21 protein-coding genes and 1 pseudogene are annotated in these 25918 nt (G+C 42.8%); 18 read left to right on the top strand and 4 right to left on the bottom strand.

What is annotated here, in order from left to right; all coding sequences use genetic code 11:
- The first annotated feature begins 307 nt into the window (after window positions 1-307).
- From ACDJ58_RS15045 to ACDJ58_RS15035, 3 genes are all read left to right on the top strand, one after another.
- Entirely contained in the window at window positions 308-454 is a 147-nt protein-coding gene (locus ACDJ58_RS15045) for a hypothetical protein (protein WP_413379225.1), read from the top strand.
- A gap of 342 nt (window positions 455-796) precedes the next feature.
- Window positions 797-2047: an MFS transporter gene (locus tag ACDJ58_RS15040; protein WP_413379222.1), complete on the top strand. Its 1251-nt coding sequence runs from the start codon at window positions 797-799 to the stop codon at window positions 2045-2047.
- 994 nt (window positions 2048-3041) lie between these two features.
- Window positions 3042-4973 carry a fructose-1,6-bisphosphatase gene (locus ACDJ58_RS15035; protein ID WP_413379220.1) on the top strand — a complete coding sequence of 644 codons (1932 nt, stop codon included), beginning with the start codon at window positions 3042-3044 and terminating at the stop codon, window positions 4971-4973.
- A 144-nt stretch (window positions 4974-5117) separates the two neighbouring features.
- Here the strand turns inward: ACDJ58_RS15035 and ACDJ58_RS15030 are convergent, their stop codons facing one another.
- Complete coding sequence (locus tag ACDJ58_RS15030; RefSeq protein WP_413379678.1) at window positions 5118-6020, bottom strand: 2-dehydropantoate 2-reductase N-terminal domain-containing protein; 903 nt, start codon at window positions 6018-6020, stop codon at window positions 5118-5120.
- A 151-nt stretch (window positions 6021-6171) separates the two neighbouring features.
- Between ACDJ58_RS15030 and ACDJ58_RS15025 the strand changes: the two genes are divergently transcribed.
- From ACDJ58_RS15025 to ACDJ58_RS15015, 3 genes are all read left to right on the top strand, one after another.
- A complete protein-coding gene (locus tag ACDJ58_RS15025; RefSeq protein ID WP_413379218.1) occupies window positions 6172-6765 on the top strand; it encodes a TetR/AcrR family transcriptional regulator in 594 nt (197 codons plus the stop codon).
- Between the two features lie 1214 nt (window positions 6766-7979).
- Window positions 7980-8246, top strand: coding sequence for a CD3324 family protein (locus ACDJ58_RS15020; RefSeq protein ID WP_413379216.1), 267 nt, complete (start codon window positions 7980-7982; stop codon window positions 8244-8246).
- A gap of 126 nt (window positions 8247-8372) precedes the next feature.
- Window positions 8373-9347, top strand: a complete 975-nt coding sequence (locus tag ACDJ58_RS15015) for a phosphotransferase enzyme family protein (protein ID WP_413379214.1) — start codon at window positions 8373-8375, stop codon at window positions 9345-9347.
- Between the two features lie 270 nt (window positions 9348-9617).
- Here ACDJ58_RS15015 and ACDJ58_RS15010 read toward each other — a convergent pair whose 3' ends face one another.
- Window positions 9618-11021 (bottom strand): MFS transporter, encoded by a 1404-nt coding sequence (locus tag ACDJ58_RS15010; RefSeq protein ID WP_413379212.1) that lies wholly within the window; start codon window positions 11019-11021, stop codon window positions 9618-9620.
- A gap of 455 nt (window positions 11022-11476) precedes the next feature.
- Complete coding sequence (locus tag ACDJ58_RS15005; RefSeq protein ID WP_413379210.1) at window positions 11477-12010, bottom strand: YbhB/YbcL family Raf kinase inhibitor-like protein; 534 nt, start codon at window positions 12008-12010, stop codon at window positions 11477-11479.
- Between the two features lie 179 nt (window positions 12011-12189).
- On the opposite strand from ACDJ58_RS15005, the gene ACDJ58_RS15000 reads away from it, so the two are divergent.
- The 8 genes from ACDJ58_RS15000 to ACDJ58_RS14965 all read left to right on the top strand — a co-directional run bounded on the left by ACDJ58_RS15000 (window position 12190) and on the right by ACDJ58_RS14965 (window position 20271).
- Complete coding sequence (locus tag ACDJ58_RS15000; protein ID WP_413379208.1) at window positions 12190-12855, top strand: GntR family transcriptional regulator; 666 nt, start codon at window positions 12190-12192, stop codon at window positions 12853-12855.
- Window positions 12856-13160: 305 nt separating this feature from the next.
- Window positions 13161-13427: a CD3324 family protein gene (locus tag ACDJ58_RS14995; RefSeq protein WP_413379206.1), complete on the top strand. Its 267-nt coding sequence runs from the start codon at window positions 13161-13163 to the stop codon at window positions 13425-13427.
- Window positions 13428-13583: 156 nt separating this feature from the next.
- A complete protein-coding gene (locus ACDJ58_RS14990) occupies window positions 13584-14666 on the top strand; it encodes a nucleotidyltransferase domain-containing protein (protein WP_413379204.1) in 1083 nt (360 codons plus the stop codon).
- A gap of 293 nt (window positions 14667-14959) precedes the next feature.
- Window positions 14960-16933 carry a GTP-binding protein gene (locus ACDJ58_RS14985; RefSeq protein WP_413379202.1) on the top strand — a complete coding sequence of 658 codons (1974 nt, stop codon included), beginning with the start codon at window positions 14960-14962 and terminating at the stop codon, window positions 16931-16933.
- Between the two features lie 160 nt (window positions 16934-17093).
- Window positions 17094-17657 (top strand): GNAT family N-acetyltransferase, encoded by a 564-nt coding sequence (locus ACDJ58_RS14980; RefSeq protein ID WP_413379200.1) that lies wholly within the window; start codon window positions 17094-17096, stop codon window positions 17655-17657.
- A gap of 96 nt (window positions 17658-17753) precedes the next feature.
- On the top strand, window positions 17754-18329 hold the full coding sequence (locus ACDJ58_RS14975; RefSeq protein WP_053783056.1) for a TetR/AcrR family transcriptional regulator: 576 nt from the start codon (window positions 17754-17756) through the stop codon (window positions 18327-18329).
- Window positions 18330-18537: 208 nt separating this feature from the next.
- Window positions 18538-19578, top strand: a complete 1041-nt coding sequence (locus ACDJ58_RS14970) for an NADH:flavin oxidoreductase (protein ID WP_413379198.1) — start codon at window positions 18538-18540, stop codon at window positions 19576-19578.
- A 561-nt stretch (window positions 19579-20139) separates the two neighbouring features.
- Complete coding sequence (locus ACDJ58_RS14965) at window positions 20140-20271, top strand: hypothetical protein (protein WP_413379196.1); 132 nt, start codon at window positions 20140-20142, stop codon at window positions 20269-20271.
- 133 nt (window positions 20272-20404) lie between these two features.
- On the opposite strand, the pseudogene ACDJ58_RS14960 reads toward ACDJ58_RS14965, so the two are convergent.
- Window positions 20405-20590, bottom strand: a pseudogene (locus tag ACDJ58_RS14960) (manganese catalase family protein); the annotation flags it as partial.
- A 406-nt stretch (window positions 20591-20996) separates the two neighbouring features.
- Here ACDJ58_RS14960 and ACDJ58_RS14955 point away from each other — a divergent pair.
- The 4 genes from ACDJ58_RS14955 (at window position 20997) to ACDJ58_RS14940 (ending at window position 25822) form a co-directional block, all read left to right on the top strand.
- Entirely contained in the window at window positions 20997-21275 is a 279-nt protein-coding gene (locus ACDJ58_RS14955) for a hypothetical protein (RefSeq protein WP_413379194.1), read from the top strand.
- Entirely contained in the window at window positions 21272-21982 is a 711-nt protein-coding gene (locus ACDJ58_RS14950) for a metallophosphoesterase family protein (RefSeq protein WP_413379192.1), read from the top strand. Before ACDJ58_RS14955 ends, ACDJ58_RS14950 begins: the two co-directional genes overlap by 4 nt.
- A gap of 282 nt (window positions 21983-22264) precedes the next feature.
- Window positions 22265-23446, top strand: a complete 1182-nt coding sequence (locus ACDJ58_RS14945; RefSeq protein WP_413379190.1) for a polysaccharide lyase 6 family protein — start codon at window positions 22265-22267, stop codon at window positions 23444-23446.
- A 21-nt stretch (window positions 23447-23467) separates the two neighbouring features.
- On the top strand, window positions 23468-25822 hold the full coding sequence (locus ACDJ58_RS14940; RefSeq protein ID WP_413379188.1) for an AraC family transcriptional regulator: 2355 nt from the start codon (window positions 23468-23470) through the stop codon (window positions 25820-25822).
- Window positions 25823-25918: the final 96 nt, after the last annotated feature.

The raw sequence follows: 25918 nt of genomic DNA, 5'->3' as shown, positions 1-25918 counted from the left end.
CAGTTACAGTGGAATATGACGATGCTGTCAAAGGTGCCTTTCCTAAGTCTACAACTTTATTTTTCGAGTCTAATTTATTTTATTTGAACACAAGGAAAAAATCCTTTTACAATCATTGTCAGTACGTTATAATACAATCACCAGGTGGATTATCCAACATAAAAAGTGAAATATTGTAATTATTTAGTGAGTTCCACCATGTAAATTTAGGTTGGATTTTCTCCTTTTCACAGTCATGGAGTCACCCTCGGCTCGTCATAATCTTGAGCCGCTTATTACATAATAGATATCGGAGGAGGTGTGGTTTATGGTCAAGAAGAAAATTTCCAAAGCCCTCAGCGCAGCTTTAATCGTTTCTATGCTGGCTACTGGCGTGATCGTCGCTATCCAAGGTAATACAACGTTAGAGGTAGCGAAGTCAGCAGGGGATAAAAAGGTTGAAGTTATTAAATAAGTGAGACCTTACTATGCAGAAGATAGGTGCGAAAGTCAACGGAATCAAAAGACTCCAACAGTGTTAGCAACTAAAGATGAAGTGCTCTCTGCTAATTAGTATGAGATGAATAATATCACCATTATAATCAACACAGTCGCCATCTTTGATGGTGGCTTTTTTTGTTTTGAAGAGCGGGGTGCAGCCCTGGCAGGAAAAGGTTAGTTTTGGGAGACGCACTCTGAAAATTCAGTCTTTAGTATGAGGTGAACGATGATGAAGTCCGTATAATTAGGAATTGAAAGGAGAGTCATATCTTACTCAAAATGGGCAACATTTGGGACAAATTGGAGGTTGAAAAGATTGAATAGGCACGAAAAAACCATGAATGCACCAAGCTTGTTTCGCAATCGGTTCCTGCAGACGATTTTATTATCAAGTGTGCTCCTGCAGGTTGGCATTTGGGTACGTAATTTCGCTATTCTCCTGTACGTTGCGGATAGAACAAACAATGATCCATACGCCATTTCGCTAATCAGCGTAGCCGAATTCGCACCAATTTTTGTTTTTTCGTTCATCGGAGGTACATTTGCTGACCGCTGGCGGCCGAAGCGAACGATGATCTGGTGCGATTTATTATCCGCGGTATCGGTATTCGTAGTACTTCTGACCATACATTACGGTTCTTGGCACTCCGTTTACCTTGTCGCATTCATCTCAGCTATTCTTTCGCAGTTCTCTCAACCTTCAAGCATGCGTTTGTTTAAGTATCATGTGCCGGAAGAACAGCTCCAGCAAGGGATGGCTCTATTCCAATCGCTGATGGCCATCTTCATGGTGCTTGGTCCTATGCTCGGAACCTTCGTTTACAGCACGTTTGGTCTTGAAATATCGATCGCTGTCATGGGCTTGGTTTTTCTGCTCTCTGCACTCGTTCTTATTCGTCTGCCAGAAGATCATATGCAAACTCAAACCGTCCCTGTAAAAGGGCAGTTCCTCAAAGAATTCATTGAAGGCTTCCGCTATGTTTGGCAAAGCCAAGTACTGCGGATGCTCGGACTTGCGTTTATTCTCGCGGGACTGGCTGTTGGCGTAGCCCAAGCGCTCAACTTGTTTATTGTAACGGAGCGGCTGGGCAGAAGCGAGGAGTTCCTGCAATATCTGCTAATGGTGAATGGTGCAGCTATGTTGATTGGTGGCGGAATCGTAGCCGTCTTCGCCAAGCGGGTTCCGCCGCAGATTCTTCTTGCGATAGGTATGATCGCAGGCGCAGTCTGCACAGCCATTGTAGGGTATTCGACAAGCGTTTCGCTCACCCTAACCGTTCAATTTCTGAATGGACTTGTTTTCCCTTGCATTCATATTGGGATTAGCACAATGATTCTGAAATGGTCAGAGGCTTCGATTGTCGGCCGGGTGAATGGGGTTCTGAATCCGATGTTCGTTGGCATGATGGTCGTTTCCATGTCTTTCGCTGGCGCGTTAAAGGGTGCCTTTTCGCTGGGGACGATCTATGGTGGTGCAGGATTATTATTTCTTCTTGGCGCACTGGTCATGGTTCCGATCATGAACCACAAAGCGCCGGATAACACACATATTGCACAAGAGACATAATTTCGCGATTTTTATAAGATTTAATGAGAAGAGCCGGCCATGAAGAAGTGATCGGTTCTTCTTCATTCCCTGGTAAAAATGGTGATCGTTGTTTTGCTGGAAATGGCGGCTGAGAACTTTGATGGCTTCGTCATTTCAAGATTATAGAAAAAAAAGTAAGAACTTCAATAAAGACGAATAATGTCGAGGGACAAGAACTTGTGGGAAACGTTAGTCCAATAAAACCAAGAAGGCAGTCGATTAACGTGATCGGCTACCTTTTAACAGGAGGTACTATAGCTTTGAAGGAAGACCAAAGTTTTGGGGAGCCAATGATGCTGGTTGAGAATTTAGATCTTATATGTGGTCAGATGAAACACTGATAGGTCTAGTAAAACTTTTACGAAACTTCCATGATTCACTAAGGGATCTGAAAGGAGTGAATGGCATCTTAATTAATTTAAGCGAGGCAACCGAGATTTTACCGGTTTTCTTTACCTAAGATTACCCATGAATTCCAACCCAGCGAAGGAGCTAATCCCATTAACAAATGGTTGCTCATAATCTCGCTCGCTTCCTTCCTAATCCTGTTTTCAAAAGTTGTGGACAGATTGAACACAATTCTTACTTCTAAATAACTACAGAACATTGTTTCATTCATAATCACTATTATAGTTAGGGTATCGAAAGTTTTAAAAAGCGGGATATTACGTGAGTCAGTGGGCTTAAATAAGCAACTCCAAAATACATCCCTTTAATGAAATTTGTTCATATATGAGAAACTGGAGTATGATGGGGGAAGGCAATGCTGATAATCACCATATAAATAATTTTATTTTTATTGTTAACCATACAGGTAAAGAGTGACCAAAAACCTAATGTTTTTCTTTTTAGCTATTGTTCAAAAGGATTGTCCTTGGAAATTTCCTATATAATCAATGCCACATATGGAGCGATATATTCGAGCCTTATTGACCTATACATCACCATACTTCCTTGAAGGGGGACATCTGTTTTGGATGAGCAGTTTCTAGATTTATTGGCCCAGAAATATGATACGGAAGAAAAAATCATAACAGAGATCATCAACCTTGAAGCGATCTCCAATCTCCCGAAGGGAACCGAGCATTTTGTCAGTGATTTGCATGGGGAGTTCCAGGCTTTTCAGCATGTACTAAGAAACGGTTCAGGTACCGTCAAAGAGAAAATCAAAGAATTATTTCGGGAGGTTTGGACGGATCAAGAAATCAATGATTTTGCGGCGTTGGTTTATTATCCGGAAGAAAAAATACAGCTGGTTATAGGGGAACTGTGTAATAAACAGGCTTTGAACCAGTGGTATAGACAAACGATTGAACAAATGCTTAAGCTTATTTCTTATGCCTCTTCCAAGTATACGCGCTCGAAATTGCGTAAAGCTCTGCCGGAGCAGTATGTATATATTGTAGAAGAGCTTCTATACAAGACGGATTCGACCAACAATAAAGATCCTTATTACGAGGAAATATATCGGCAAATTATATCCTTGGGCCAGGCGGACAAGCTCATTATCGGCCTTGCTTATACGACCCAGCGCCTTGTGGTTGACCATCTTCATGTGGTTGGAGATATCTATGACCGGGGGCAGGACCCCGATAAAATTATGGATACGCTAATCAACTACCATTCTGTAGACATTCAGTGGGGGAACCATGATGTCCTCTGGATCGGTGCCTACGCGGGTTCGCTGGTCTGCCTTGCGAATATTATCCGGATCTGCGCCAGATACGACAATCTGGACATCATTGAAGATGTATACGGAATCAATCTACGCCCCCTGCTAAACTTGGCGGAGAAATACTATGAAGACAATTCGCCCTTCAGACCTAAGCTACAGGCTGGCCATAACGTATCGGAGCAGGAAATTCTGCAGATCACCAAAATTCACCAAGCCATTGCCATGATCCAGTTTAAACTTGAAATCCCAATTATCAAGAGACGCCCATACTTTAATATGTCTGAAAGACTTTTGCTGGAGCAGATTGATTACGACAAAAATGAAATCAACATCTGCGGAAAAACGTACCTGCTGGAAAACACCTGTTTCGCAACCGTAAATCCGGAGAAGCCTGAACAATTGCTGGAGGAAGAACGCCAGGTGATGGAAAAGCTGCTGTTCTCCGTTCAGCATTCCGAAAAGCTGGCCAGACATATGAATTTTCTTATGAAAAAGGGTAGCCTTTATTTAAAATATAACGGGAATTTGTTAATCCACGGCTGTATTCCTTTGGATGAAGAAGGAAATATGGAAGAAATGCAGATTGAAGACAAGACATATGCGGGCCGTCAATTGCTTGATGTTTTTGAAGAATATTTACGTTACGCCTATGCGCATCCGGAAGAGACAGAAGATCTGGCGACGGATATGGTATGGTACATCTGGACAGGGGAATGTTCCTCGCTCTTTGGAAAGAGAGAAATGACCACTTTTGAACGGTATTTTATCCAAGATAAAGAAGCACATAAGGAGAGAAAGAATCCTTACTACCATTTACGTGAAAATGAAGAGATCTGTCGAAAAATCTTGCTGGAGTTTGATTTGAATCCAGATCATGGACATGTCATTAACGGCCACACGCCAGTCAAAGAAAGTCGTGGAGAGAACCCTGTTAAAGCAAACGGAAAAATGATCGTGATTGACGGCGGTTTTTCCAAAGCCTATCAATCCACAACGGGCATTGCCGGATATACCTTGTTGTACAATTCCTTTGGCATGCAGCTCGTTGCCCATCAGAAATTTAATTCAAAAGAAGATGTCTTATGTAACGGAACGGACGTGTTATCTGTAAAAAGATTGGTGGACAAAGAACTGGCGCGGAAGCTGGTGAGGGAAACCAATGTCGGGGAGAAGCTGCTGCAGAAAATCTCAAATTTGAAGGATCTACTAGAATATCGCTATATGAAATGAAACGATTGCTAAAAGTATCACCCGGATCAACCGTTTGATTGCAATTTGACGTAGACGCTCGTATTGGGCAGGGAAGTAATAATACCCTGCCTGTGCGAGCCTTTCTTTTTTTACAGAACGATTTAACACGAGGCCTATGAGAGGTCATCGCTGGGAGGATATCATTTTATGAAACATCTCGTCTAATAACATTATTTCCGCTTTTTGGCTGATGGCGTGGTTCCCAAGCTTTACATCAATTATGAAGTCATTGCTGAGCATCTGACGGTAACGGGAAATAATATCGTTGTCAGTCAATTTTCCCATTTCCTTCGTTTCGGGTGGGATTACCGGAATTCCGGCTTGCTCTACCAGATGAATGTTTTGTTTAATATCTGCGGCGATCTTGCTTAGAGTGCTTACACTTCTTGCTCTATCTAAATCCACCATTCCGTCATTCGTATAGAAATGCTTGTTGACGATCGCGAGCGCAGTATGGGAAATATGGAATGCTTGAATGTCTTTTTGGATTTCATAATGCAAATCCACCGATTCAAATATTTGGGCAAGCTCTTTCACTCTCTCGGTCGTCAGTCCATTTATTTCACCAAAAATGGTTCCTTGATGTTTTTCGGAACCGAATTGGGCGTATAGAACATCTTCTTTGATGTCTCCACCGGCACCAGGGAAGCCCGGAAGTAAGCGATCTCCCACGATTTCAAGCCAAGAATCATATCCAATGGTGTTGGTCAAGGTGACGATGGTCTTGCTCCGATTATGCTTGATCGCAGACAGGGCAGATTCGGCCTGATCATATCGGACTGGGACCAAAATGAAATCATAAATGTCGTCGTTATCTAGCTTTTCTATCGACTTGATCGATATTTGCTTTATCGTTCCATTATCGTTGTATTTCAGCCCGTCCCTTTTCAGTGCCTCCAGTCTCTTTCCTCGTGCAAGTAAAGTCACGTCTAGTCCCGACTGTGCGAATCGGAGTGCATATACACTGCCAATCACGCCGGCGCCAAATATCAAAAGTCTATGTGGTCTGGTGCTCAATATGATCATTCCTTTCAAAGAATTATTCACAGATTGTTTAAGCAACACCTGTTTGATAAGATAATAATATCGCATGCCTATGATTTCAACCGGCAGATTTAGTGGGAAGTTGCATAGGCAACACATTGTGATAATTGATGTTTAACAAGGAGATACAGTAATGGTAAATCAGGAAGATCCGAGGGTGTTGCGTACACGACAGTTAATTAGAACAGCGTTCAGACAATTGTTGCGGAGAAGGGGATTTGATGCAATCACGATCAAAGATATCGCACAGGAAGCAACCATTAACCGTGCCACCTTTTATGCCCATTTTGAAGATAAATATGCTTTACTTGACGAAGTCACAGAACAGGCTTTTCATGAGATGATTCCTGAGCATGTGGCGAATGCACAGGCGTTTACGGATGAAATATGTGACCAGTTGATTTTGCTGACGCATCAATACATCGTAGATTTTTATCGGATCTGCAGAATAGATTCCAATTCGATGGCTAAGCTTGTCGATGAAAAAATAAAGAAAATGCTGCAGCAAACGATAGAAAGCATTTTTTTGAAAGGGGATACCCACCATGGGGCGGACAAGCATCATATAAAAATTACGGCAGCCATGACAGGTTCAGCGATCTATGGCGGTGCGCATTATTGGTTAAATGTTGAGGAAAAGGATCGAACCGATGAGCTTGTAGACATTGTTCGTCTCTATGTAATGAACGGCCTGGGCCGCATCGTAAATGGTGATGAATACAGATGAAAAACGAGACTGGACAGATAAGAACAATGGTGTACCATAAGTTACACACTTACATTTGGCTACATAACGAATGATGGATAATATTGAAAATAAAAGGGCATAATTCCATGAAAGTAGGGTATTTTGTGTCATTTTAGTAGGGAACTTCTTGTCAATGTACAATGTACAGATAGTGTCGAGGGACAAAAACATTGTGTCATATCGGATTAGATTATTATCTAAATAAAGTGTTATGGAATAATGTCGCGTGACAAAATACCAATTGTATCAAAAGTCGCTAAAATTGAGGTTTTTATTTTGGTGAACAATTCTTTTTCCTGAGATGAGGATAACAAATAACTAATTATTAATTGATTTCTGCTTCATTAAGCTAATGGACAGAATAGTTCCAAAATGCGTTATTAAGAAAAGCGGTTGAGCCGTTGGTAGATAGAAGGCGATTTGAGTTGCGGAAATTCTTGGTGTGATATGCCCTTCAGCTTAATTGCTTAATAATGTTGATTCAAAGAAAGAGCCGATGATAGCTAGATCCTGTAGTATACAGGTTTCGAGGGTCAAGAACATTCTCCTATTATCGATTAGGCCAGTATCTCAAAGTGCAGTCTTTTGGCTTTAGAAATTTTCTGAGTAGACTATAACGATAGTAGGGAACTTGTGTCATTTTGGGAGCATCGAGGTACAGGGGAATATTACCATTTAAGTCGCTGTTTTAGCGACTTTTTTATTATGGCTTAGCCAGTTGAGTACGTGAAACGCGCGAATCAAAAAAACCACCCGCTATGCGGATGGAGGGATCGAGGGTTTGACCACCAAGACCATTGCAATAAAATTGAGATGTTCAGCCTGAAAAAGAAAATAACCCCATCGAAAAAGGGGTCGTAGTTCTAGGTCACGAATATAATATATGTCCCAAAGCTCCCCTGAACCGTTTTTGAGCTATCGCGGTATTTGTGCGGTGAAGGAAATAGTCGAGAACTTGTAATTACGAATATTTGGGAATGCGTTACATTTATAATTTTGGGAGGGAGGGTTTCAACTGATGGGAAAATCCACAATCTGCTCCATGCAAAGTCTTTTCTATAAACAACGGCGGTTGTTTGTATGGAGCAATAGCGAAATATAACCGCTGAATCATCTCTGGCATGATGTTACTGTTTATAGAATGACTTTGCTCCCTTAAATTTTCAAAAAAAATTTTAAGGAGCAGAGCTATCATGAAATATGTAAATGCAGACACCATCTTTCCGGAAGAGTTGCTAAAAGAAATTCAGAAGTACATTCACGGCCGTATGGTTTATGTCCCGACCCCAGAAAAATTGCACAAAAAATGGGGAGAAAAATCGGGGAGTAGAGAACAGCTAAGTCTAAGAAACGAAACGATACGTCAAACATATTTCAATGGAAAGTCGATCGATGAACTTTCGAATGAATTCGGTCTTTCCTACGAAAGCATTAAGAAAATCATTTACTCTAGAAAATAGATTCACTTGTAAGTCACATCGAGCTTTCCGATGTGGCTTTTTGTGTAGAATTTGATTCTGAATCAAATTCAGTATATTTTCAATCAGCACCTTTTGTTACCATAAAAGTAAAGGGGGAGAGGTTATATGGATAAAAAGATTAAACTACTATACACACAAGATATATTGAGACAGTCCGCGCAATGTTTTGGAATACGTGAAGACTCAATTCTCGAATTAAATGGGTTTCAAAATTTCGTTTATTCCGGGGCAGTTGGAGATCGAGAAGTTATTTTAAGAATTGCCCATGTCACACATCGGAATGAATTATTAACAAGAGCGGAACTAGATTTTATCATGTTCCTGGCTGATCGCGGAATGAAAGTAGCGAGGCCCATTCAGTCTTTATCAGGGGATCTTATTCATATAATTGACGAGTCCTTTGTTGTGACAGCTTTTGAGAAAGCATCCGGCAGAAATGCAGTAATAGCCGAAGAGAGCAATACGTTTTATGAGAATATCGGTCAAATGGTCGGGAAAATACATAAGTTTTCACTTAATTATTCGTCCCAACATTCACGCTTTGAATGGAATGATAATGCCCTATTAGCCTCATTTAAGAAGTGTTGTCCGTTAGAATTACACGATAACTTTGATCGTTTAATTACTGAAGTTAGCGCTCTACCCAAGGAAAAAGATACGTACGGTCTTATTCATGGGGATATCAGCCCTGGCAATTATCTTAATGATGGGGACAAAGCCTTTATTATTGACTATGACGACGCGGAATATAGCTGGTTTGTTTCTGATATTGCTACCCCATTATTTTATGAAATCCCTATTCCGTGGGTTGTGTCTGGAGATGTAAGGAAGGAGATTGGAAAGCGTTACTATTGCAACTTCTTAAACGGCTATTGTAAGGAAAATACTGTGAGTCAAGGTTGGTTAAACAAAATCCCATTATTTATTAATTTAAGGCAAGCTAGAGTTTTAGCCGCGTTCTATAGAAGCAGAGATTTTAACGCTCCTGATTGGAGCGAATGGGATGAGCAAGCCCGACGCTTCTACTATGAAAATTTGTTAAATAACACTCCCTATATTGATATGGACTATTTGTGTTAACGAGTACGATACATTAATAAAGCCAGAAAAGGAAGGGCCATCCCACAAAGGATGGCCTTTAAACTTGCCGTTACAGACGGCGCGGGGAATCGTAATAAGTGTGATTCTAATTAACAGCATAGAACCTAAGAGTTATAGATTCTCAGCAAGAAGAATGACTCGTATTAACTTTAAATATACTGGCATGCAGATTTTTTTGATTAAGCAGGCTAGATTTGATTTTTGATGTTATCTAACCCGATCTGACCTAGCATTTCTATATTACCGTTACTAAGTAACTGGTTCACTATTCATCTTTTCGTCCTTAGCCATTTTACCTGTTCGCCTAAATTGTACATAATATAATGCAGCTACGGCAACGATAAGAATGGGAAGTGTCAGGAAAATATTGCTATATACGAAAGTTGCACTGTTTTGTGGTATCGGATTTAAGCTAATGGTCGATGTGCCCAAATCTAGTATCTTGCCGATAACAGCTGTTGATGTGGCCGTAGCGATAAAAGTGACCATCGAAAATAATCCCATCCCTACGCCAATATTCTCTTTTGAGAGTGTACGTGAAACCGTGTTTGACATTGCAATTTGCATGAACGATTGACCAAGAATACCAAAAACAAGAAAGATCGCAATAAATACTGGCGACATACCAACGACTGAAGACAAAGAGATGAAACCGATAATAAGAAGTGCAGCTGCAGTAAACACAAGGAAACGATCTCCCTTTTCATCTGCTAATTTACCGCCTTGTCGACCCAAAAGCGCGGCCATTAAAGACGACGGCAGCATAACTATTCCGATGAAAACCGGTGACAAGTGGTTTACAGAAGAAAGTAGCTGAGGTGTAATGAATGGAAAGGCAAAGCCAATCCCGATCATGACGAAAGTAATAATTAGACCGAATGAAAACGGTTTGTTTCGAAATATGGCCGGGTTTATGAATGGGTTTGGAGTATAGCGTATACGTAGTAGGAAAAAAATGAAAGTAAGAGTCCCCCCTAAGGCAAGCCAAACACTTCCGTTTGTTAAAGCCAGTAACAAAATGGCTACGGTACCGGCCAGAAGTATTCCACCAATATAATCCATTTTTCTGGAAACTCCCTTTTCATCATCTAAATATTTCCGATACATCGGCAAAGTAAGTAATGATAAAAGCGAGATTACAAATAGTACCCGCCAGTTCCATGTACTGCTTACCACGCCGGCAATGATCGGACCAATGGCCAAACCGAGTGAAAATCCGATTGCAACGGTACCTAATGCACGACCGCGCCTTTCAGATGTAAAGTAACGTACTGGTACAATCATAGAAATCGCCGGAATGACTGATGCACCAGCTGCCTGTACAATTCGCCCCACAATGACCATCCAATATTCACTAGCCACTAAGCCAATGACAGACCCAATTGCAAAAAGTAGTAGACCAAACGTCAATAAATTCTTCAAGCTGTATCTGTCTGTCAATTTACCGTAAGTTACCGAGCCAATTGCGTACACAATCATATAGCCTGTGATGATCCAACTCGCTTGCGATGAAGAAATTTGAAATTGTTTACTGATATTAGGGAGTACAATATTAAACATGGTTGCATTCATGACGGATATGATGAGTGTAAAGACAAGTAAACCAAGTAATAACTCTCCTTTATTTTTTTGAACGCTATGATTGGTTTGCAATGGAATGCCTCATTTCTATAGGATAAAACTGTATTGATGAAATAACGAGCCTGTATTCCTTTGATGATAAAAGTTTCATCTGATTAAGCCGACAAAGTAATGTTTTAAATACTTCGCTGGCAGAGATGGTCAACGCTAATTTACTGAAAAGTCCTCAATTATGAGGACTTTTCAGTTTTTCTGGATATATTTTAAATTTCACTTTGTTTTTAATCTTGCTCCCACAGCCGCAAATGACGGTATGCTTCAAAATTATAATTGGCTCCTGGCAATTGGGGCATACATGATGATGTGGCTGATCGTTCAGCTTCACCACTTCCTCCGTACTTGACTCCGCATATGAATGGAGTACTTTGCTTTTCAAACCTAGTTGTGTGCAAAAAAAATCGTAAACACGCATAAGATACTCGGAATTTTTCATATCATTCTCTCCTATGCTTCATCAACATCTTGGTTTACTTGATTTCCCCTGTTGCCATGAGAACTGCTCTTCCCAGCGTATGACTCAGCATGGTGAATCCAAGGAGAGCTGGCGTGGAATTAGGGGCGACACTAATATTTTCGACGTCCAACGCATGAACAACAAAATAATATCGATGAGGACCGTGTCCCGCTGGAGGCGCCGCACCGATAAAGCGTTCGAGTCTCAAATCATTCGGTAGTTGCAGGGAGCCTTGCGGCAAACCGCTGGAATGCTCGTCACCTGCGCCTGTGGGTAGCTCGGTTACGCTGGCAGGGATATTGATAACGGCCCAGTGCCACAACCCCGATCCAGTTGGGGCGTCCGGATCATATGCAGTTACGACAAAACTCTTTGTCCCGTCGGGTGCACCCGACCACTTCAAATGGGGCGAGAGATCTTTACTTCCCTCTAGTGTTGACATCTCCGAATAATGCTGGGTCGGTAGAGGATGTCCCTCCATAATGTCATTACTCTCCAACTGAAAGACTGCTACTTCTGGCAATTTGGAAAATGGATTGTTGTTCATTGTAAATTACCTCCTTTTATTTTCATTTTCGATAATACATTAAATAATCGATTCTGTAAACTATAATCGTTTTTATGATTTACTATCGAATTTAATGTTTGTTTTTTATTAATAACGGTGTAAACTATCTACATACAATTACGTAGAATTATAATGTGTAAGAAGGAAGGTGCTGCTTCATGGCCAAAAGGAATGGTTCGTCTACCTTAAGCGAGAATGTCAGGAAGAAACTACAATCCGATATTTTGACTGGACAATATGAACCGGGCTCTCCATTAAAAGTTTCGGAATTAGCTAAAGGTTTCGAAGTCTCAGTTGCTGTTGTTCGCGAAGCGTTGACGCGATTGGCGACTCAGGGTCTGGTACAGCAAAATCCTAACCACGGATTTTCAGTAAAGACGGCGTCGGAAGAAGAACTGAACAACATCATACAAGCGAGGTTAATCAATGAATCCGAAGCTTTACGCCTATCCATCGCCTATGGTGATCTCACATGGGAATCCAATGTAATTGCCGTGCATCACAAGCTATCGCAAACGGCTGAGTACAAGGAAGTGAATGAAAAGCTTGTTGTCCGCGAAGAATGGTCCGAGATTCATCGTCAATTTCATTACGAGCTTATTGCCGCATGTCCGAATCCAGTTCTCTTGGATATCTGCAGCAACCTTTGGAATTTGAGCGAATTTTATCGACATTGTTCCCCCCCGCAACAGCAAGTCCGCGATGGCCTCGCTGAACATAAGGCATTAACAGATGCCGTTCTTAGCCGCGATGGTGAACGTGCTACACAGATCTTTAGAGCACATATCCAACTAACCGCAGAGGTTTTATTCGACAACCAATAAGTTGTTTATAAGATTCAAAAGTTTAAATCGAAACTTATCGGTTACTTGGGGAATTGGATAGAGACGGAGATACTTAATATTCGCATTAGCGATTTCTTGGTTAATCTAGCTATTTTCTATGGAGGTGAGGCTATTGAAAACAATCGGGGTAGGGTTCTTATATGCATGGCTCTATGCAAAGCCAGTAAAGGATATGGCAATGCTTTGCATAGAGCTTAGGGACAATCACATTGCCAACGATAAATCGTAATATTCTACTAACTGGCTTTGCACCTTATTGACTTATTAAATAAGGAGTGAGGCCCATGAAATATTCAAATGCAGAGTTTGTTTTTCCCGAAGAACTGCTACGTATCATTCAAGAATACGTTCAAGGCGAATTGATTTATATCCCCAAACCCAAAGAGGCACACCTAAAATGGGGCGAGAGAACACACAGCAAGAGTAGGGTCTCTGCTCGAAACGCTGAGATCAAATCCTTGTTTCGCAATGGAGTCAGCATAGAGGAGTTGGCGGGTCAGTATTTCTTGTCCTACGAAAGCATAAAGAAAATTGTTTATAGTAAGAACTAATGAAACCCGCTAAATGGTCGTATCGACGGTTTAGCGGGTTTTGTGCAAAGATGGATTAAATCAACTAATACATAGAAACCGCACCTCTACATCGATAGACTCAAGTTAAGGTTGTTGGGATGAAGAACGGCCTGCTTATACGAAGGGGTGTAACGAATGAACGAAATCATGAAGAAGAAGCTGCTGGGCAAAAATGAACTGCTGATTAACATGGTTATCGAACGCGCAAAAAGAGATTTTCTAGACGATATCGCCATTATTGGGCTTACGGGTTCATTTAGCACCGGGGACTTTCACGAGAAGAGCGATCTTGATTTGATTATTATCAACAATACAGAAAGGGGATGGGAAATATCCGATTGCTTCATCTTGGATGACGTTGGATATGACATCTATTGCACGCCATGGGATTCAAGAATACAAGAGCAATCCACACTAGAGAGTCCCAACGTATCAAGCCTAACCGAGCTCAAAATACTCTACTATTCAAAGCCTGAGGATTTGGAGAAATTGAATGACTTCAGGCAAAAAGCTCTTGATGCACTTGCGAGCCCATTAGGAGAAGCGTGTCTTAATCGAGCAAAAAAATGGATCGATCTGGCTAAGCAAGCATACAGCGATACGATGCTAGGTGAAGATATCGGTTCAGTGCGACATGCATCTGCCGACGTTCTGTACAATCTAGTCAATTCCTTGGTCAGTATGAATAACACGTGTATCAAACGAGGAATCAAGCGATATTTGGAAGAGATACGCTCGTTTCGCTATGTTCCGGATGATCTCGAATCCTTATACATGTCAATCATCGAAGCTCATACCATTGAAGATATCCGAATAGCATCTTTTAATATGTTGAATAGCGTTACAAGGTTACATAGTACGATGTGCGATAACTTCATTATTAAACCTGCTCCTAACTTTGATAATCTGAGGGGAACATACGAAGAATTGTGGTGCAACTACCGCAATAAAATCTTGAACAGTGTTACTACAAATGATGCTTCCTACGTCTTTCTTTCGGTCTTTGGAGCACAAGGGTATCTTGATGAAATGGCTGTGGAGAAGGGGACCAAGAAATTTGATCTTATGCAGTACTTTGATGCAAGTGATTTACCAGTAATGAAAGAGAAGTTCCTTGAAGTGATGGATGAATATCTAGACGAGTATAATAAGGTTGGCAGAGAAGTCAAACGTTTTACAAACTTCGAGCAATTATATGACTATTATATGAATCATTGACCTATCCTATAAAGGGCCGTGAAGAATTAGTTTCTTTACGGTCTTTTTCACTTGTGTTTATCTAGATGGATAACGAAATCCTTTATAAATGTCGAGGGACAAGAACATATACCCATTGAAGTCACTATTATAGCATTTTTTTGTTTTATTCATTGTTATCTGATGTTGAAGGTTTGTAATAAAATTCATAAAAAGTATAATAAGAGTATTACATATAAGGAGCGTGAATAGTATGCGAAAAAATACTATGACTATACAAAAGGAGAATAATATGAAAAAAAGGATGATAACGATTGAGAAATATAAATATAGGGATTCTTGCGCATGTAGACGCAGGAAAGACGAGTTTAACTGAAAGATTACTTTTTGAAACGGGTATCATATCTGAAATCGGCAGTGTTGATAAAGGAAATACGCAAACAGATTCTATGGAAATGGAACGACAACGAGGAATTACCATTCAATCTGCTGTCGTTTCCTTTACGGTTAATAATATGAAAGTGAATTTGATTGATACACCAGGTCACCCCGAATTCATCTCTGAAGTTGAGAGGGCTTTACGAGTATTAGATGGAGTCATCCTTGTCATTTCACCTGTCGAAGGTATTCAAACTCAGACACGAGTTTTGATGAAGACACTTGCTAAATTGAAAATCCCTACAATCTTTTTTATCAATAAAATTGATCGTGTGGGTGCTAGGTACGAATCGTTACTAACTGAGATCCATGATAAATTGACACCCCATGCTTTAGCAATGGGCTTTGTTTATAATATCGGCACATCAGCCGCGCATATGGAATTGTTCACGGAAAACAATCAGAAATTTATGGAGGGCCTAGCAAATCGTTTAGCTGATAATAATGAACGCTTTCTCGAACGATATCTTTACAGCGCTGAAGACTTAGCCCCCGTTGACTTTGAATCGGAGTTTCTAGAACAGTTCAAGCAAGCACAGCTTTATCCGGTGCTATTTGGTTCAGCAATTACTGGTGAGGGCATTCCCCATTTGATTACAGCCATACAGAATTGCCATTCTTCCGTTCATTATGAAAATACTTCTTTTACAAGAGGGAGAGTTTTTAAAATTGAACGTGGAAAAAACGACGAAAAGATCGCTTACGTACGAGTTTTCTCTGGTGAAATCAAGATACGTGAGAGTCTTTCCTATTATCGGATGAATCAAACAGGAGAAATTATCAAATTTACCAACAAGGTCACGGGGTTGAAACACTTCTTTTCTGGAAAAACAACAGATGGAACAATTGCTGCAAGCGGAGATATTGTAAAGATTATGGGGTTAACAGACTGCCAGGTTGGCGATGATATCGGTGTTCCTTCCAATGAAACGACTGAAACTCTGTTCTCGCCGCCTAGTTTAGTAACAACGATCAAAGCCTCTGACGAAAACGAGACCATTCATTTATTCAGAGCTTTGAAAAAATTAGCCGAACAGGATCCATTTATTCATATCAAACAGAATTCTCTTCAAAGGGAGCTATCTATTCATCTTTATGGTGAAATTCAAAAAGAAGTGATTCGGGATCAACTGAAAAAAGACGCTCAAATCGATATCGAATTTCTTGCGACACAGCCTATTTATATTGAAAAGCCTATCTTTACAGGGGAGGCAGTTGAGAGAATGGGGGACAAGGGAAACCCATTTTATAGTACTGTAGGCTTTCGGATTGATCCGAATCCTCGTTCAACCGGTATTGAATATCATCTAGAAGTAGAGCTCGGCTCCCTACCTTTATCGTTTCATAAGGCAATTGAAGAAACCGTCTATGAGACGCTTAAGCAAGGACTATATGGTTGGGAAGTTCGCGATCTAATTGTGACACTTACGGATACCGCCTATGCAAGTGCAGTTAGTACAGCTAGTGATTTTCGAAAATTAACGCCTCTTGTGTTAATGAGAGCACTAGCTGAAGCAACTACTCAAATTTATGAACCCATTCATCGGTTCGAATTAGAGGTTCCGGCTAATTATCTAAGTAGAATTTTATTTAAACTAACTCAAGCGTCTTCAACCTACCAGGATCCGATTCAGAGTGACCAGGTATTTATGATATATGGCATGATCCCGATTAAGAATATTCAGTCATTCAAGAACCAACTTCCGGGTTGGACCCAAGGTGAAGGTGTATTACTATCCGAATTTTATGGCTATCAGCCCTTCGATGGTGAAGTGCCATCATGTACAAGATACGATCATAATCCATTAAATCGGAAGGAATATCTCTTACATGTCTTGAATTCGGTGTAAGCTGATAAAGCGAGTAAAAAGCAGCGTACAAGTGGTGTACACTGCTTTTTCTTTGACTCATTTATAAAAGAACTAGACAGTAGAGTGCCTTCTACAAACGTTTAACAGTGTTATTAGCAGAGGCGGGATTTGTTATGATAGAAATCTGGAGGCAAATGAGATGCTGGAATTAGAGTTTACTACTATAGAGGAGTGGGATGAAGCATTGTGGGCGCGGATGGAGCGGATCTATCATGAGGCTTTTCAAAGCGGCGCTAAAACAAAAGCGATTCTGCGCAGTATGCTGTACCGGGGGATTGGTTATTTACACACGTGCGTGCATCATGGAGAAGTGGTTGCGATGGCTGTTACTGGACTGGAGGGGAAGGCTGCGGACCGCATCCTGATCATCGATTACCTCGCGGTTGAACAGAAGCTGCGCGGGTTGGGCATAGGGACCTGGATGCTGGAGCAGCTCAGAGCCTGGGCGTTAAAGAAACACGGGATCAAAGGTATGATTATCGAGGCGGAGTCCGGGACAACGGAGGCTCATCAGGAACGCATTCAGTTCTGGCAACGCAACGGGTTCATCCTGACCTCCTATGTCCATCAATATAGAATGGTGCCAGAGCCGTATCAGGCAATGATGCTGCCACTGGATAAAAGCACGCATGTGCCTGATGATGGTGAAGCACTGTTTCGTTATATCAATGCTTTTCACAAGGTTGCTTACCGGAAGAGTTAGACCGCATTCAAGGGACCTGAGGGGAATTTCCGTAGAGATTAGGATGTAAAATGATCAGTTATTGACTGCATGGTCAATAACTGATATATTAATCCCATGAGCAGACCAAGAGAATTTGATGTTGATCGTGTATTACACCAGTCTATGGAAGTGTTCTGGAATCAAGGCTTCAAAGCAACTTCTTATGAGGACCTTACGCGTACTACAGGAGTCAAAAAGCAAAGTTTGTACTGTGTTTTTAAAGACAAGCGATCGTTGTTCCTGAAGGCGCTGGCACTTTACCGTGAACAGGTTATAGCGAAACTGAAGGAGATTGAAGCCCTGGATTCGTCTCCCGGTGATAAACTGGATGCCTTACGATATTCCCTTTTAGACGATGAAACTGGCTGCCAAGGGTGTCTAATTGTGAATGCATCACTCGAATTCGGAACAGATGACGAGCAAGTCACACGCGAAGCTGAGCTCATGGTAGAAGAGGTTCAACTGGTATTAGAGAAGATCATAAGTAGTGGCCAGAAACAACAGTTGATTTCCAACCGGTATACGAGTATAGAGCTTGCATCTTATCTAAATAACACCATTCTTGGTGTGAGAGTTATGGAGAAATCAGGTTCATCCCGTGAACAGATCGAGACGGTTCTGCGTACTTCATTTGGCATGATCATGTCTTGATCTTTTTTTTTGTGAAATTCTTGACTACGAAGTCAAAAATAATTGAAGGCGTATTAATACACCACGAAACCTTGAAGGAGGTGGGGCTTTTCGATAAAAATCGTGTATTGATTCATTTGGAAGTAACGACGTCTAGCTGTTAACCAGGCTGGTTGCTGTTTAACATCTCCTAGGTCAACTATATAAAACGAAATATGTGGAGGTTATTATGAATTTTTCTCAATCCGTAGAAGCATTGTTCCAACCTATAGAGTTAGGTCACTTGAAGTTATCCAATCGGATCGTGATGGCGCCGATGACGCGTCAATTTTCTCCGGACGGTATCCCGGGTTCGAATGTTGCTGGTTATTACCGCCGCAGAGCAGAGAACGCAGTGGGGCTTATTGTGACGGAAGGGACGATAATTAATCACCCGGATGCATCCAATCAAGCCAATGTGCCGCACTTTTATGGCGAAGCTGCAATGAATGGCTGGGCACATGTTGTATCTGAAGTACATGAAGCTGGCGGTCGAATTATTCCACAGATCTGGCATATGGGAGCCAAAGGTCATGTTAATGATTATTCGGAAGCTGAGATTGCTACAATTGTTCAGGAATTCGCACAAGCAGCCTCAGAAGCGAAACGCGTTGGGTTCGATGGTGTTGAAATCCATGGAGCACACGGCTATCTGATCGACCAATTCCTGTATGAGAAAACCAACTCTCGTACGGATCGTTACGGTGGAGATATGATGGCTCGCACACGTTTTGCAGTTGAAGTGATTGAGGCTTGCCGTGAAGTAGTGGGACCGGAATTCCCGATTGTACTGCGTTTATCTCAGTGGAAGACAGATGATTATCAGGCTAAATTGGCTGAAACACCGGAATTACTGGAGCAGCTTCTCGCACCGTTGGTTCAAGCTGGAGTCGATATCTTTCACTGTTCCACACGCCGTTTCTGGGAGCCGGAATTCGAAGGATCTGATCTGAATTTTGCTGGATGGACCAAAAAACTGACTGGCAAACCGACAATCACCGTTGGATCGATTGGTCTTGATGGTGACTTTACAAGTCTGTTTACAGAAGGTAAAGGCGCAAGTAACGTCGGTATCGATGGATTGGTACAACGACTTCAGAATGATGAGTTTGATCTGGTTGCTGTAGGACGTGCTCTTCTGGTCGACCCTGAATGGGCTAAGAAAATTCAAGAAGGACGTACCGATGATCTGGTTCCATTTACAAGAGAGGCGATGACCGTACTTACTTAATTGCAGTTATACTCATTAGGAATATGTATGACTGACCCCATAACGTGAGACAAATAAAACACCTTCAAGAGAATGAAACCTTGTCGTAAGATAGGGAGATCATCTTGGAGGTGTTTTTGTAATGGCAACTAGAGTGAGTTATCCCGTGGAATTAAAGATGAAAGCCATATCATCCATCGGATGTTGTCGGAGGACAAGAACTTGGTTCCTTTGCCAAAAAGGACAAGAACATTGTGTCAAATTCGATTAGATGGTGATCTAAACAAATTTCCTTTATTTCTCTGGATTCCTAACAAGATTTGGATCTGGATAACCCGCTTAATCGAAATGGGTACAGCTACGGACTAAATAATCCTATTACATTTGTGGATGACGATGGAAATAATCCATTTATAATATTTGTTATTGTCTTCGTTGTAAGGTAGTCGCTAAAAAAGTAGTTAAAGCTACTGTTAAGAAGGCTGCGAAAAAAAAGAATGCACAGAAACTATGGGACAAGGGCAATTCAATGAGTAAACACCAAAGGCCACGCCCATGGGAGTAATATAAGGAGAGGATCAAATGTATCTAAAAGAATTTGATTTAGATTTACCATATATTGTTGATGATGAAAATATTGAATCTATAATAAAAAAACAAAAATGTGAGTATGTAAGTACCACGAAGCCACAAAATGAGTTGAATTGGAAATAAAAAAGACGTTCATTCAGATTGGAAACTCGCTACATTACAGCGATGTATGAACGTTTATTTGGGAAGTACAAAACGAAAAATTGTTGGAAAGTCCTAATAGAATGTGTAGAAAACATTTCGGACGAAAGGATCATTAACGATTCAGGGAGAAAAAAAAGACCCCTGGACTGTTCTTATTAGGAAGCTCCGGCATAAACGGGAGCGGGAACCTCTGTGGAGGTTCCGTGACTTGTAGCCCGCCGCCATTGCGACTAGGTGTTTGGCCACTGAATATTTCAGCAATGCGTGTGTTGTCCAAACGGAAATTAAATTGTACATTTCTTTTGTCGGCTACCTAGCAGCTTTCTTTTTAAGTGTCCATGACAAAGAGACCAGATTATTTAGTTGTGGCAGCGGCTGTTCCTCCAAACATACCGATCATATGAGTGACTTTTTTAAGATTTGATGTCCATTCCAAAAATTGTAGATAAGAAGTTGGAATATTTGAGGGAGATTTTAGCTTTTGACGATTTATCAAGGTTCCATCTTTTTATATAAAGGAGGGAGAGTGCGCTCGACAAATGGGAGAACACTTAAATCCGAAATGTCGGAGTGTTTGCTGCTGTCTTCGGGAGACAGCATTACGCATTTGCCGGGGGTGAATCGATTGAACACGGGAATAAAAAACGAAGAGAACAGTCTGATACGTAATGTCTACAGCCTGAATATTGTCCAAAGGCTACCGATTGACGGGATGGTCACACGCAGGTTCCGTAACGGCCATTTCGTCGCAACCAGCCACCAATTATGTCCCGGCCAATGTTGTGGACGGCGTCGCTGCGCCGCAATGGTTTGCGGACAGCCCAGACACCCCTGACTGGGAAAGGCAGGCTGTATCCTTGACGACTGCCGCGGGAATCATTGAGGTGCGGGACCATTTCATGCCAGGCGATACAGCTACGTGGGCGGATGTGGTGACGGTACTGCTGAGAATGTTAAATTTTAGGGAGTTGAATCGATTATGAAAGCTTTAATTATTTCGGATATTCACAGCAACGTCAAAACGCTGGAATCGATCTGCAAGGCAGAATCCGACTGTGACGTGATTTATTGCGCGGGAGATCTTGTAGACTACGGGCCTTTCCCGCGGGAAGTTATCGAATGGGTGCATAAGAACGATGCGAATTGCGTTCGCGGCAACCATGACGACATTATTATCGACCTGTACCGAAACGGCAATAGCGGTCATGATGTGGCGGAGGATGAGATCAAGTGGGCGCATTACAATGCAAGGCTGCTCGGCGAAGCGGAAATTTCCTTCCTCGAAAGCATACCGGTCTACCGCACATTCGAGATGGACGGCTATAGCTATACAATGCAGCATCTGTACGAAAACTATTTGACGATTGATAGCTTGCCCAAGTACGATGCTTTCTGGGCGGAACGCAACGGCAGGACAATTGGGGCGGAAGAAGATCGCCGCATTATTTTCGGACATACACATCGCAGATGCATTCATTATTTGAGTGACGACAGTTTGTGGCTGAATCCGGGAAGCGTGTCCTACCGCCGTCGCGACGATCCGTCGAAAGAAGCGCACTATTTCACGATTACCGATGGCAAAATAGCGATGAAAAGTCTTGTCTATGACCGCACGTCTTTGCTCGAAGCGGCACAAAAGTTGCCGTTGAAAGAAGAAGAGCTGAAGGTTGCATACTTCTTTTTCGGGTAAGCGGGCAGGAGAGCAGGCAACAACAATGGGGATGTATCCACGATCTGATGTCGGGATACGTCCTTTCTCATTTATTGTACACCGGCAGGTTGCGATTTACAGCTTGCAAGGCGATAATTCCCGCTCATTTTGCGCCTCAGTTTACATTTTTATGATTGCTTCATTTTTTTACACTATGGCATGGGAAACGTATCTTTCATAATAGAGGTTGTGAAGTTGCGGATATGATCTTGCAGAGGCTGCGGATCATATCCGCCTATTCTATAGGAAGCAGGTGGGAAAATGACTACTATTTATTGGGTATCGAGTAGCGACGAGTTGGCGGCAGCCATTGACCGGGCAGAACCTGGTTCTTCGATCTTGTTGGCAGACGGCGTTTACGACCGGAATGAAGACTATATTATTGAAGGCAAAGTGGGATCGGACACCGCAATATTAAGCATTCGCGCTGTAAATAAAGGAAAAGCGACGATAGCTGGAGAATCAAGTATACGCATCTTGAACTCTGCTTATGTAGAGGTATGGGGGCTGCATTTCCAGGTCGAGCAGCGCGAATATATCATTCTGGACGGTTCGCGGCATGTGAGGATTGCGCGGAATAGATTTGAGCCGCGACAGGTTGGGGCGGAGTATAGTCTGCTGTCTGTGATGGGAAGCGGCAGCGGCTGGAACCGGATCGAACGCAACGAGTTCGGGCCAAAGGCCGACCTCGGACCGCTCGTTATTTTTGATGGCGACGGTGAACAAATCTCGCAGCATGATGTCATTGAATATAATTATTTTCATCACATAGGCCCGCGTGTCGTCAATGGGCTTGAAGCGATCCGGCTCGGCCTGTCCGGCATCTCTCTCTCGAACGGCTATATTACAATTCAACACAACCTGTTTGAAAATTGCGACGGAGAGCCCGAGATTATATCGGTAAAAAGCTGCTATAATACAGTTCGGTACAACACATTCCTTAACTCCGCCGGCCAAGTGACAGCGCGTCACGGACATGGAAATCGCTTTCATAATAATGTATTTATCGGCGATGGCGTGAAGGAAGAAATGGGCGGATTTCGCATTTACGGAAACGACCATCACATTTTTGATAATTATATGGAAAACTTGACGTTGGATGCGCTGCTCATTGACGGCGGCAACTACGATGGCGGACCGGACGGCTATCCCGAGGCGCCGACGCAGGAGGAACTGAGGAAACATTGGCGCGTCTATCGCGCCAGTGTAGTGAATAATACGATTGTCAATTGTCGTCACGGTATTACGCTCGGCAAGCGGATTCCTTATGCGCCGGAGCAATGTGTAATCGCTTACAATCGAGTATGCGGCAAGGAGCAGGCGGCCATCTATGAATACCGGCCGTCTCCGGCGGTATGCATTAACAATCATAAAGCGGATGTCGCGGATATTCGTTGTCCGGCTATTCTGACAAGAATTGACGTCGGTCCCGACTCCGACTAAAGCTAACATGGAGGAGAACCTATGGCCCAAACTCGAAACCGGTGGACAATCTATCTGAAGCAGATCCGGCATAAAAATCGCAGCGTATTCCTGACCTGGATGCTTTCCTACGTCTCGGTGCTGCTCGTGCCCATTCTGATCAGCGGCGTTATATACGGCGCGACGCTGAACGTTGTAAAGGCTGAAATTAACCGTGCCAACCAATCTATTCTTCTTCAGATGGAGCAAGCCATAGATAGCCAGTTCAAAGGAATCGAGAATCTAAGCCTCGAGGTGAGCCTCAACAGGCGAATCGCAGCATTTATTTCGGCCGATACCAATCTCTCTGATTCGGACCACTACGATATATACCAAATCGCTAATGATTTGCGCGTATATGAAATCGCTAACGATTTTCTTGAAGGCATTTATATTTACTACAAAAATAGCGATACGGTCATCGCCCGCAACAACCGTATGAACATCGAAGCGTTATACGACCATATTCGCCTTGAAGAGCATATGCCGTTCCAGTCGTTTCGAGAATATTTTGACCAATGGTACATTAAAGGCTACCACTCCGTTGTTGTGCCTGAAGAGAATGAGTGGCGGCCTACGGTCATGTATGCCCAAAATGTGAACTCAACAATCATGAATCAACCTGGAGCTGTCTTGCTGTTCATGATTGACCGCAGCAAGCTGCTGGAGCAAGCTTCGGCGCCTGAGAAAGGTACGATCTTTATTCTGGATGAAGACAACCGGTTCATTGCGTCTACGGGCGACTCGCTGTCGGAACCTGCTCTACACTACAGCGATATGCCGGAAGAATCGGGACAACTTGAGATCGAGACTGCCGGTCGCCGGCTTGTTGCATCCTACACAACCTCATCCATTACGGGATGGAAATATGTGATGACGCTGCCGGCGAACGTATATCACCAGAAGATGAACGTGGTAGAGCAATTGACGATCGCCAGCATCTTGCTTTGCCTTATTGTTGGCGGTGGCGTGACGTATTGGCTCCTCAAGCGGAACTACCTGCCGATCCATGCGCTGATCCAGAGCTTGTCGTTCAAGGCGGGCTTTACCTTTGATCGCGGCTCCAATGAATACTCCTTTCTGGAGCAGGCGCTGAGCAGCACCTTCCATGAGAAGGAGGAGCTTCATTACAAGCTGAATCAGCATAACAATACACTCAGATCGCACTTTTTGCAGCGGCTGCTGAAGGGGCAACTCGACAGCCATATCCCTTTGCACGAATCGTTCTCAGCCTATGATCTGCGTTTCCCGCTGGGCGGATTTTCTGTTATTTTGCTGCGCATCGAGCATTTCGGCAAGTTCCATCGGAAGGATGAGGATCAGGTCCATAACAAGCGGTTGCTGCACTTCCTGATCGCCAACGTGGTCGAGGAGGTCGCGCGAAAGTCAGTAAACGCCTATGCGGTAGAGCTGGACCAGGAGTTGCTCGCCTGCATCGTCAACCATCAGCTTGCATCGCCGGCGGAGCAGCGGGGGGAGCTGGGGCACATCGCGGAAGAAACGATGTCGTTCATCGGAAGTCATGCCCATGTCCAGTTGACCGCTGCCATCAGCGCGCAACAGGAGGGCGAATATGGCATTTTCCAGGCGTTCCAGGAAGCGATCGAGGCGATGGAATACCGTATCATTGCAGGCAGCGGGGGTATTATTCATTATGGGGACCTAAGCGGTAACGACAACCTAGGGGCTGCTCCAGGTGGTTATTTTTATCCCCTCAAGGCCGAGCAGCAATTGATCGTTATGGTTCGCGAAGGGCAGCTTGATAAGGCGAAAGCGTTCGTTGGGGAGATCATTCAGAAAAATGTGACGGCGGAGCCGTTTCCCTTTCATACAGCCAAATGTCTCATGTTCGATCTAATGGCTACGCTGCAAAAAGTAATCGGTGAAATCCGCATCACGGGCAAGCCGGATATGCCTGACGGAGTGCGCGCCATCGAACGCCTGATGCATTGTCAGACGGTAGGGGAGATGCGCAACAAGCTTTACGATATGCTAGAGCTTCTGTGCAGCTACGTTAATAATAACCGCGAATACTGCAGCAATCCGCTAATCGATAAGGTCATGAAATATGTCAACGAGTATTATCAGGACGAGAACCTGAACATTTCGATGATCGGGGAAGCCTTCTCCATGACGCCGTCGTATGTGTCCAAACTGTTCAAGGATCTTGCCGGCGAATCTCTGCTCGATTATATTAACAAGACGCGGCTGGTGCAGGCCAAATTGCTGCTTACCGACGGGAAATATACGGTCAGCGAAATATCGCTGAAGGTTGGTTACAACGATGTGAATACCTTCCACCGCATATTCAAAAAATTTGAAGGGATAACGCCTGGGCGCTACAGGGAAGTCAAGTAGCTCTCGGGCTTTTCTTTTCAAGAAAAAGTGGTAAACATGCGGTTTTATTACCCTCATTTTTGAGAAATTGTAGTACATTTTAGGTTTTAACGATGG

The sequence above is a fragment of the Paenibacillus taichungensis genome, from assembly GCF_047302525.1.
Taxonomy (GTDB): Bacteria; Bacillota; Bacilli; order Paenibacillales; family Paenibacillaceae; genus Paenibacillus; species Paenibacillus taichungensis_B.
The sequence above is the reverse complement of the archived record's forward strand: the minus strand, read 5'-3'. Positions and strand labels throughout refer to the sequence as shown.

What these genes read in the sequence shown, in the direction of transcription:
- ACDJ58_RS15045 (WP_413379225.1), top strand. Translation starts at nt 308, where the DNA reads ATGGTCAAGAAGAAAATTTCCAAAGCCCTCAGCGCAGCTTTAATCGTT.
- ACDJ58_RS15030 (WP_413379678.1), bottom strand. Translation starts at nt 6,020, where the DNA reads ATGATCATATTGAGCACCAGACCACATAGACTTTTGATATTTGGCGCC.
- ACDJ58_RS15025 (WP_413379218.1), top strand. Translation starts at nt 6,172, where the DNA reads ATGGTAAATCAGGAAGATCCGAGGGTGTTGCGTACACGACAGTTAATT.
- ACDJ58_RS15020 (WP_413379216.1), top strand. Translation starts at nt 7,980, where the DNA reads ATGAAATATGTAAATGCAGACACCATCTTTCCGGAAGAGTTGCTAAAA.
- ACDJ58_RS15015 (WP_413379214.1), top strand. Translation starts at nt 8,373, where the DNA reads ATGGATAAAAAGATTAAACTACTATACACACAAGATATATTGAGACAG.
- ACDJ58_RS15005 (WP_413379210.1), bottom strand. Translation starts at nt 12,010, where the DNA reads ATGAACAACAATCCATTTTCCAAATTGCCAGAAGTAGCAGTCTTTCAG.
- ACDJ58_RS15000 (WP_413379208.1), top strand. Translation starts at nt 12,190, where the DNA reads ATGGCCAAAAGGAATGGTTCGTCTACCTTAAGCGAGAATGTCAGGAAG.
- ACDJ58_RS14995 (WP_413379206.1), top strand. Translation starts at nt 13,161, where the DNA reads ATGAAATATTCAAATGCAGAGTTTGTTTTTCCCGAAGAACTGCTACGT.
- ACDJ58_RS14990 (WP_413379204.1), top strand. Translation starts at nt 13,584, where the DNA reads ATGAACGAAATCATGAAGAAGAAGCTGCTGGGCAAAAATGAACTGCTG.
- ACDJ58_RS14980 (WP_413379200.1), top strand. Translation starts at nt 17,094, where the DNA reads ATGCTGGAATTAGAGTTTACTACTATAGAGGAGTGGGATGAAGCATTG.
- ACDJ58_RS14975 (WP_053783056.1), top strand. Translation starts at nt 17,754, where the DNA reads ATGAGCAGACCAAGAGAATTTGATGTTGATCGTGTATTACACCAGTCT.
- ACDJ58_RS14970 (WP_413379198.1), top strand. Translation starts at nt 18,538, where the DNA reads ATGAATTTTTCTCAATCCGTAGAAGCATTGTTCCAACCTATAGAGTTA.
- ACDJ58_RS14965 (WP_413379196.1), top strand. Translation starts at nt 20,140, where the DNA reads ATGTATCTAAAAGAATTTGATTTAGATTTACCATATATTGTTGATGAT.
- ACDJ58_RS14950 (WP_413379192.1), top strand. Translation starts at nt 21,272, where the DNA reads ATGAAAGCTTTAATTATTTCGGATATTCACAGCAACGTCAAAACGCTG.
- ACDJ58_RS14945 (WP_413379190.1), top strand. Translation starts at nt 22,265, where the DNA reads ATGACTACTATTTATTGGGTATCGAGTAGCGACGAGTTGGCGGCAGCC.
- ACDJ58_RS14940 (WP_413379188.1), top strand. Translation starts at nt 23,468, where the DNA reads ATGGCCCAAACTCGAAACCGGTGGACAATCTATCTGAAGCAGATCCGG.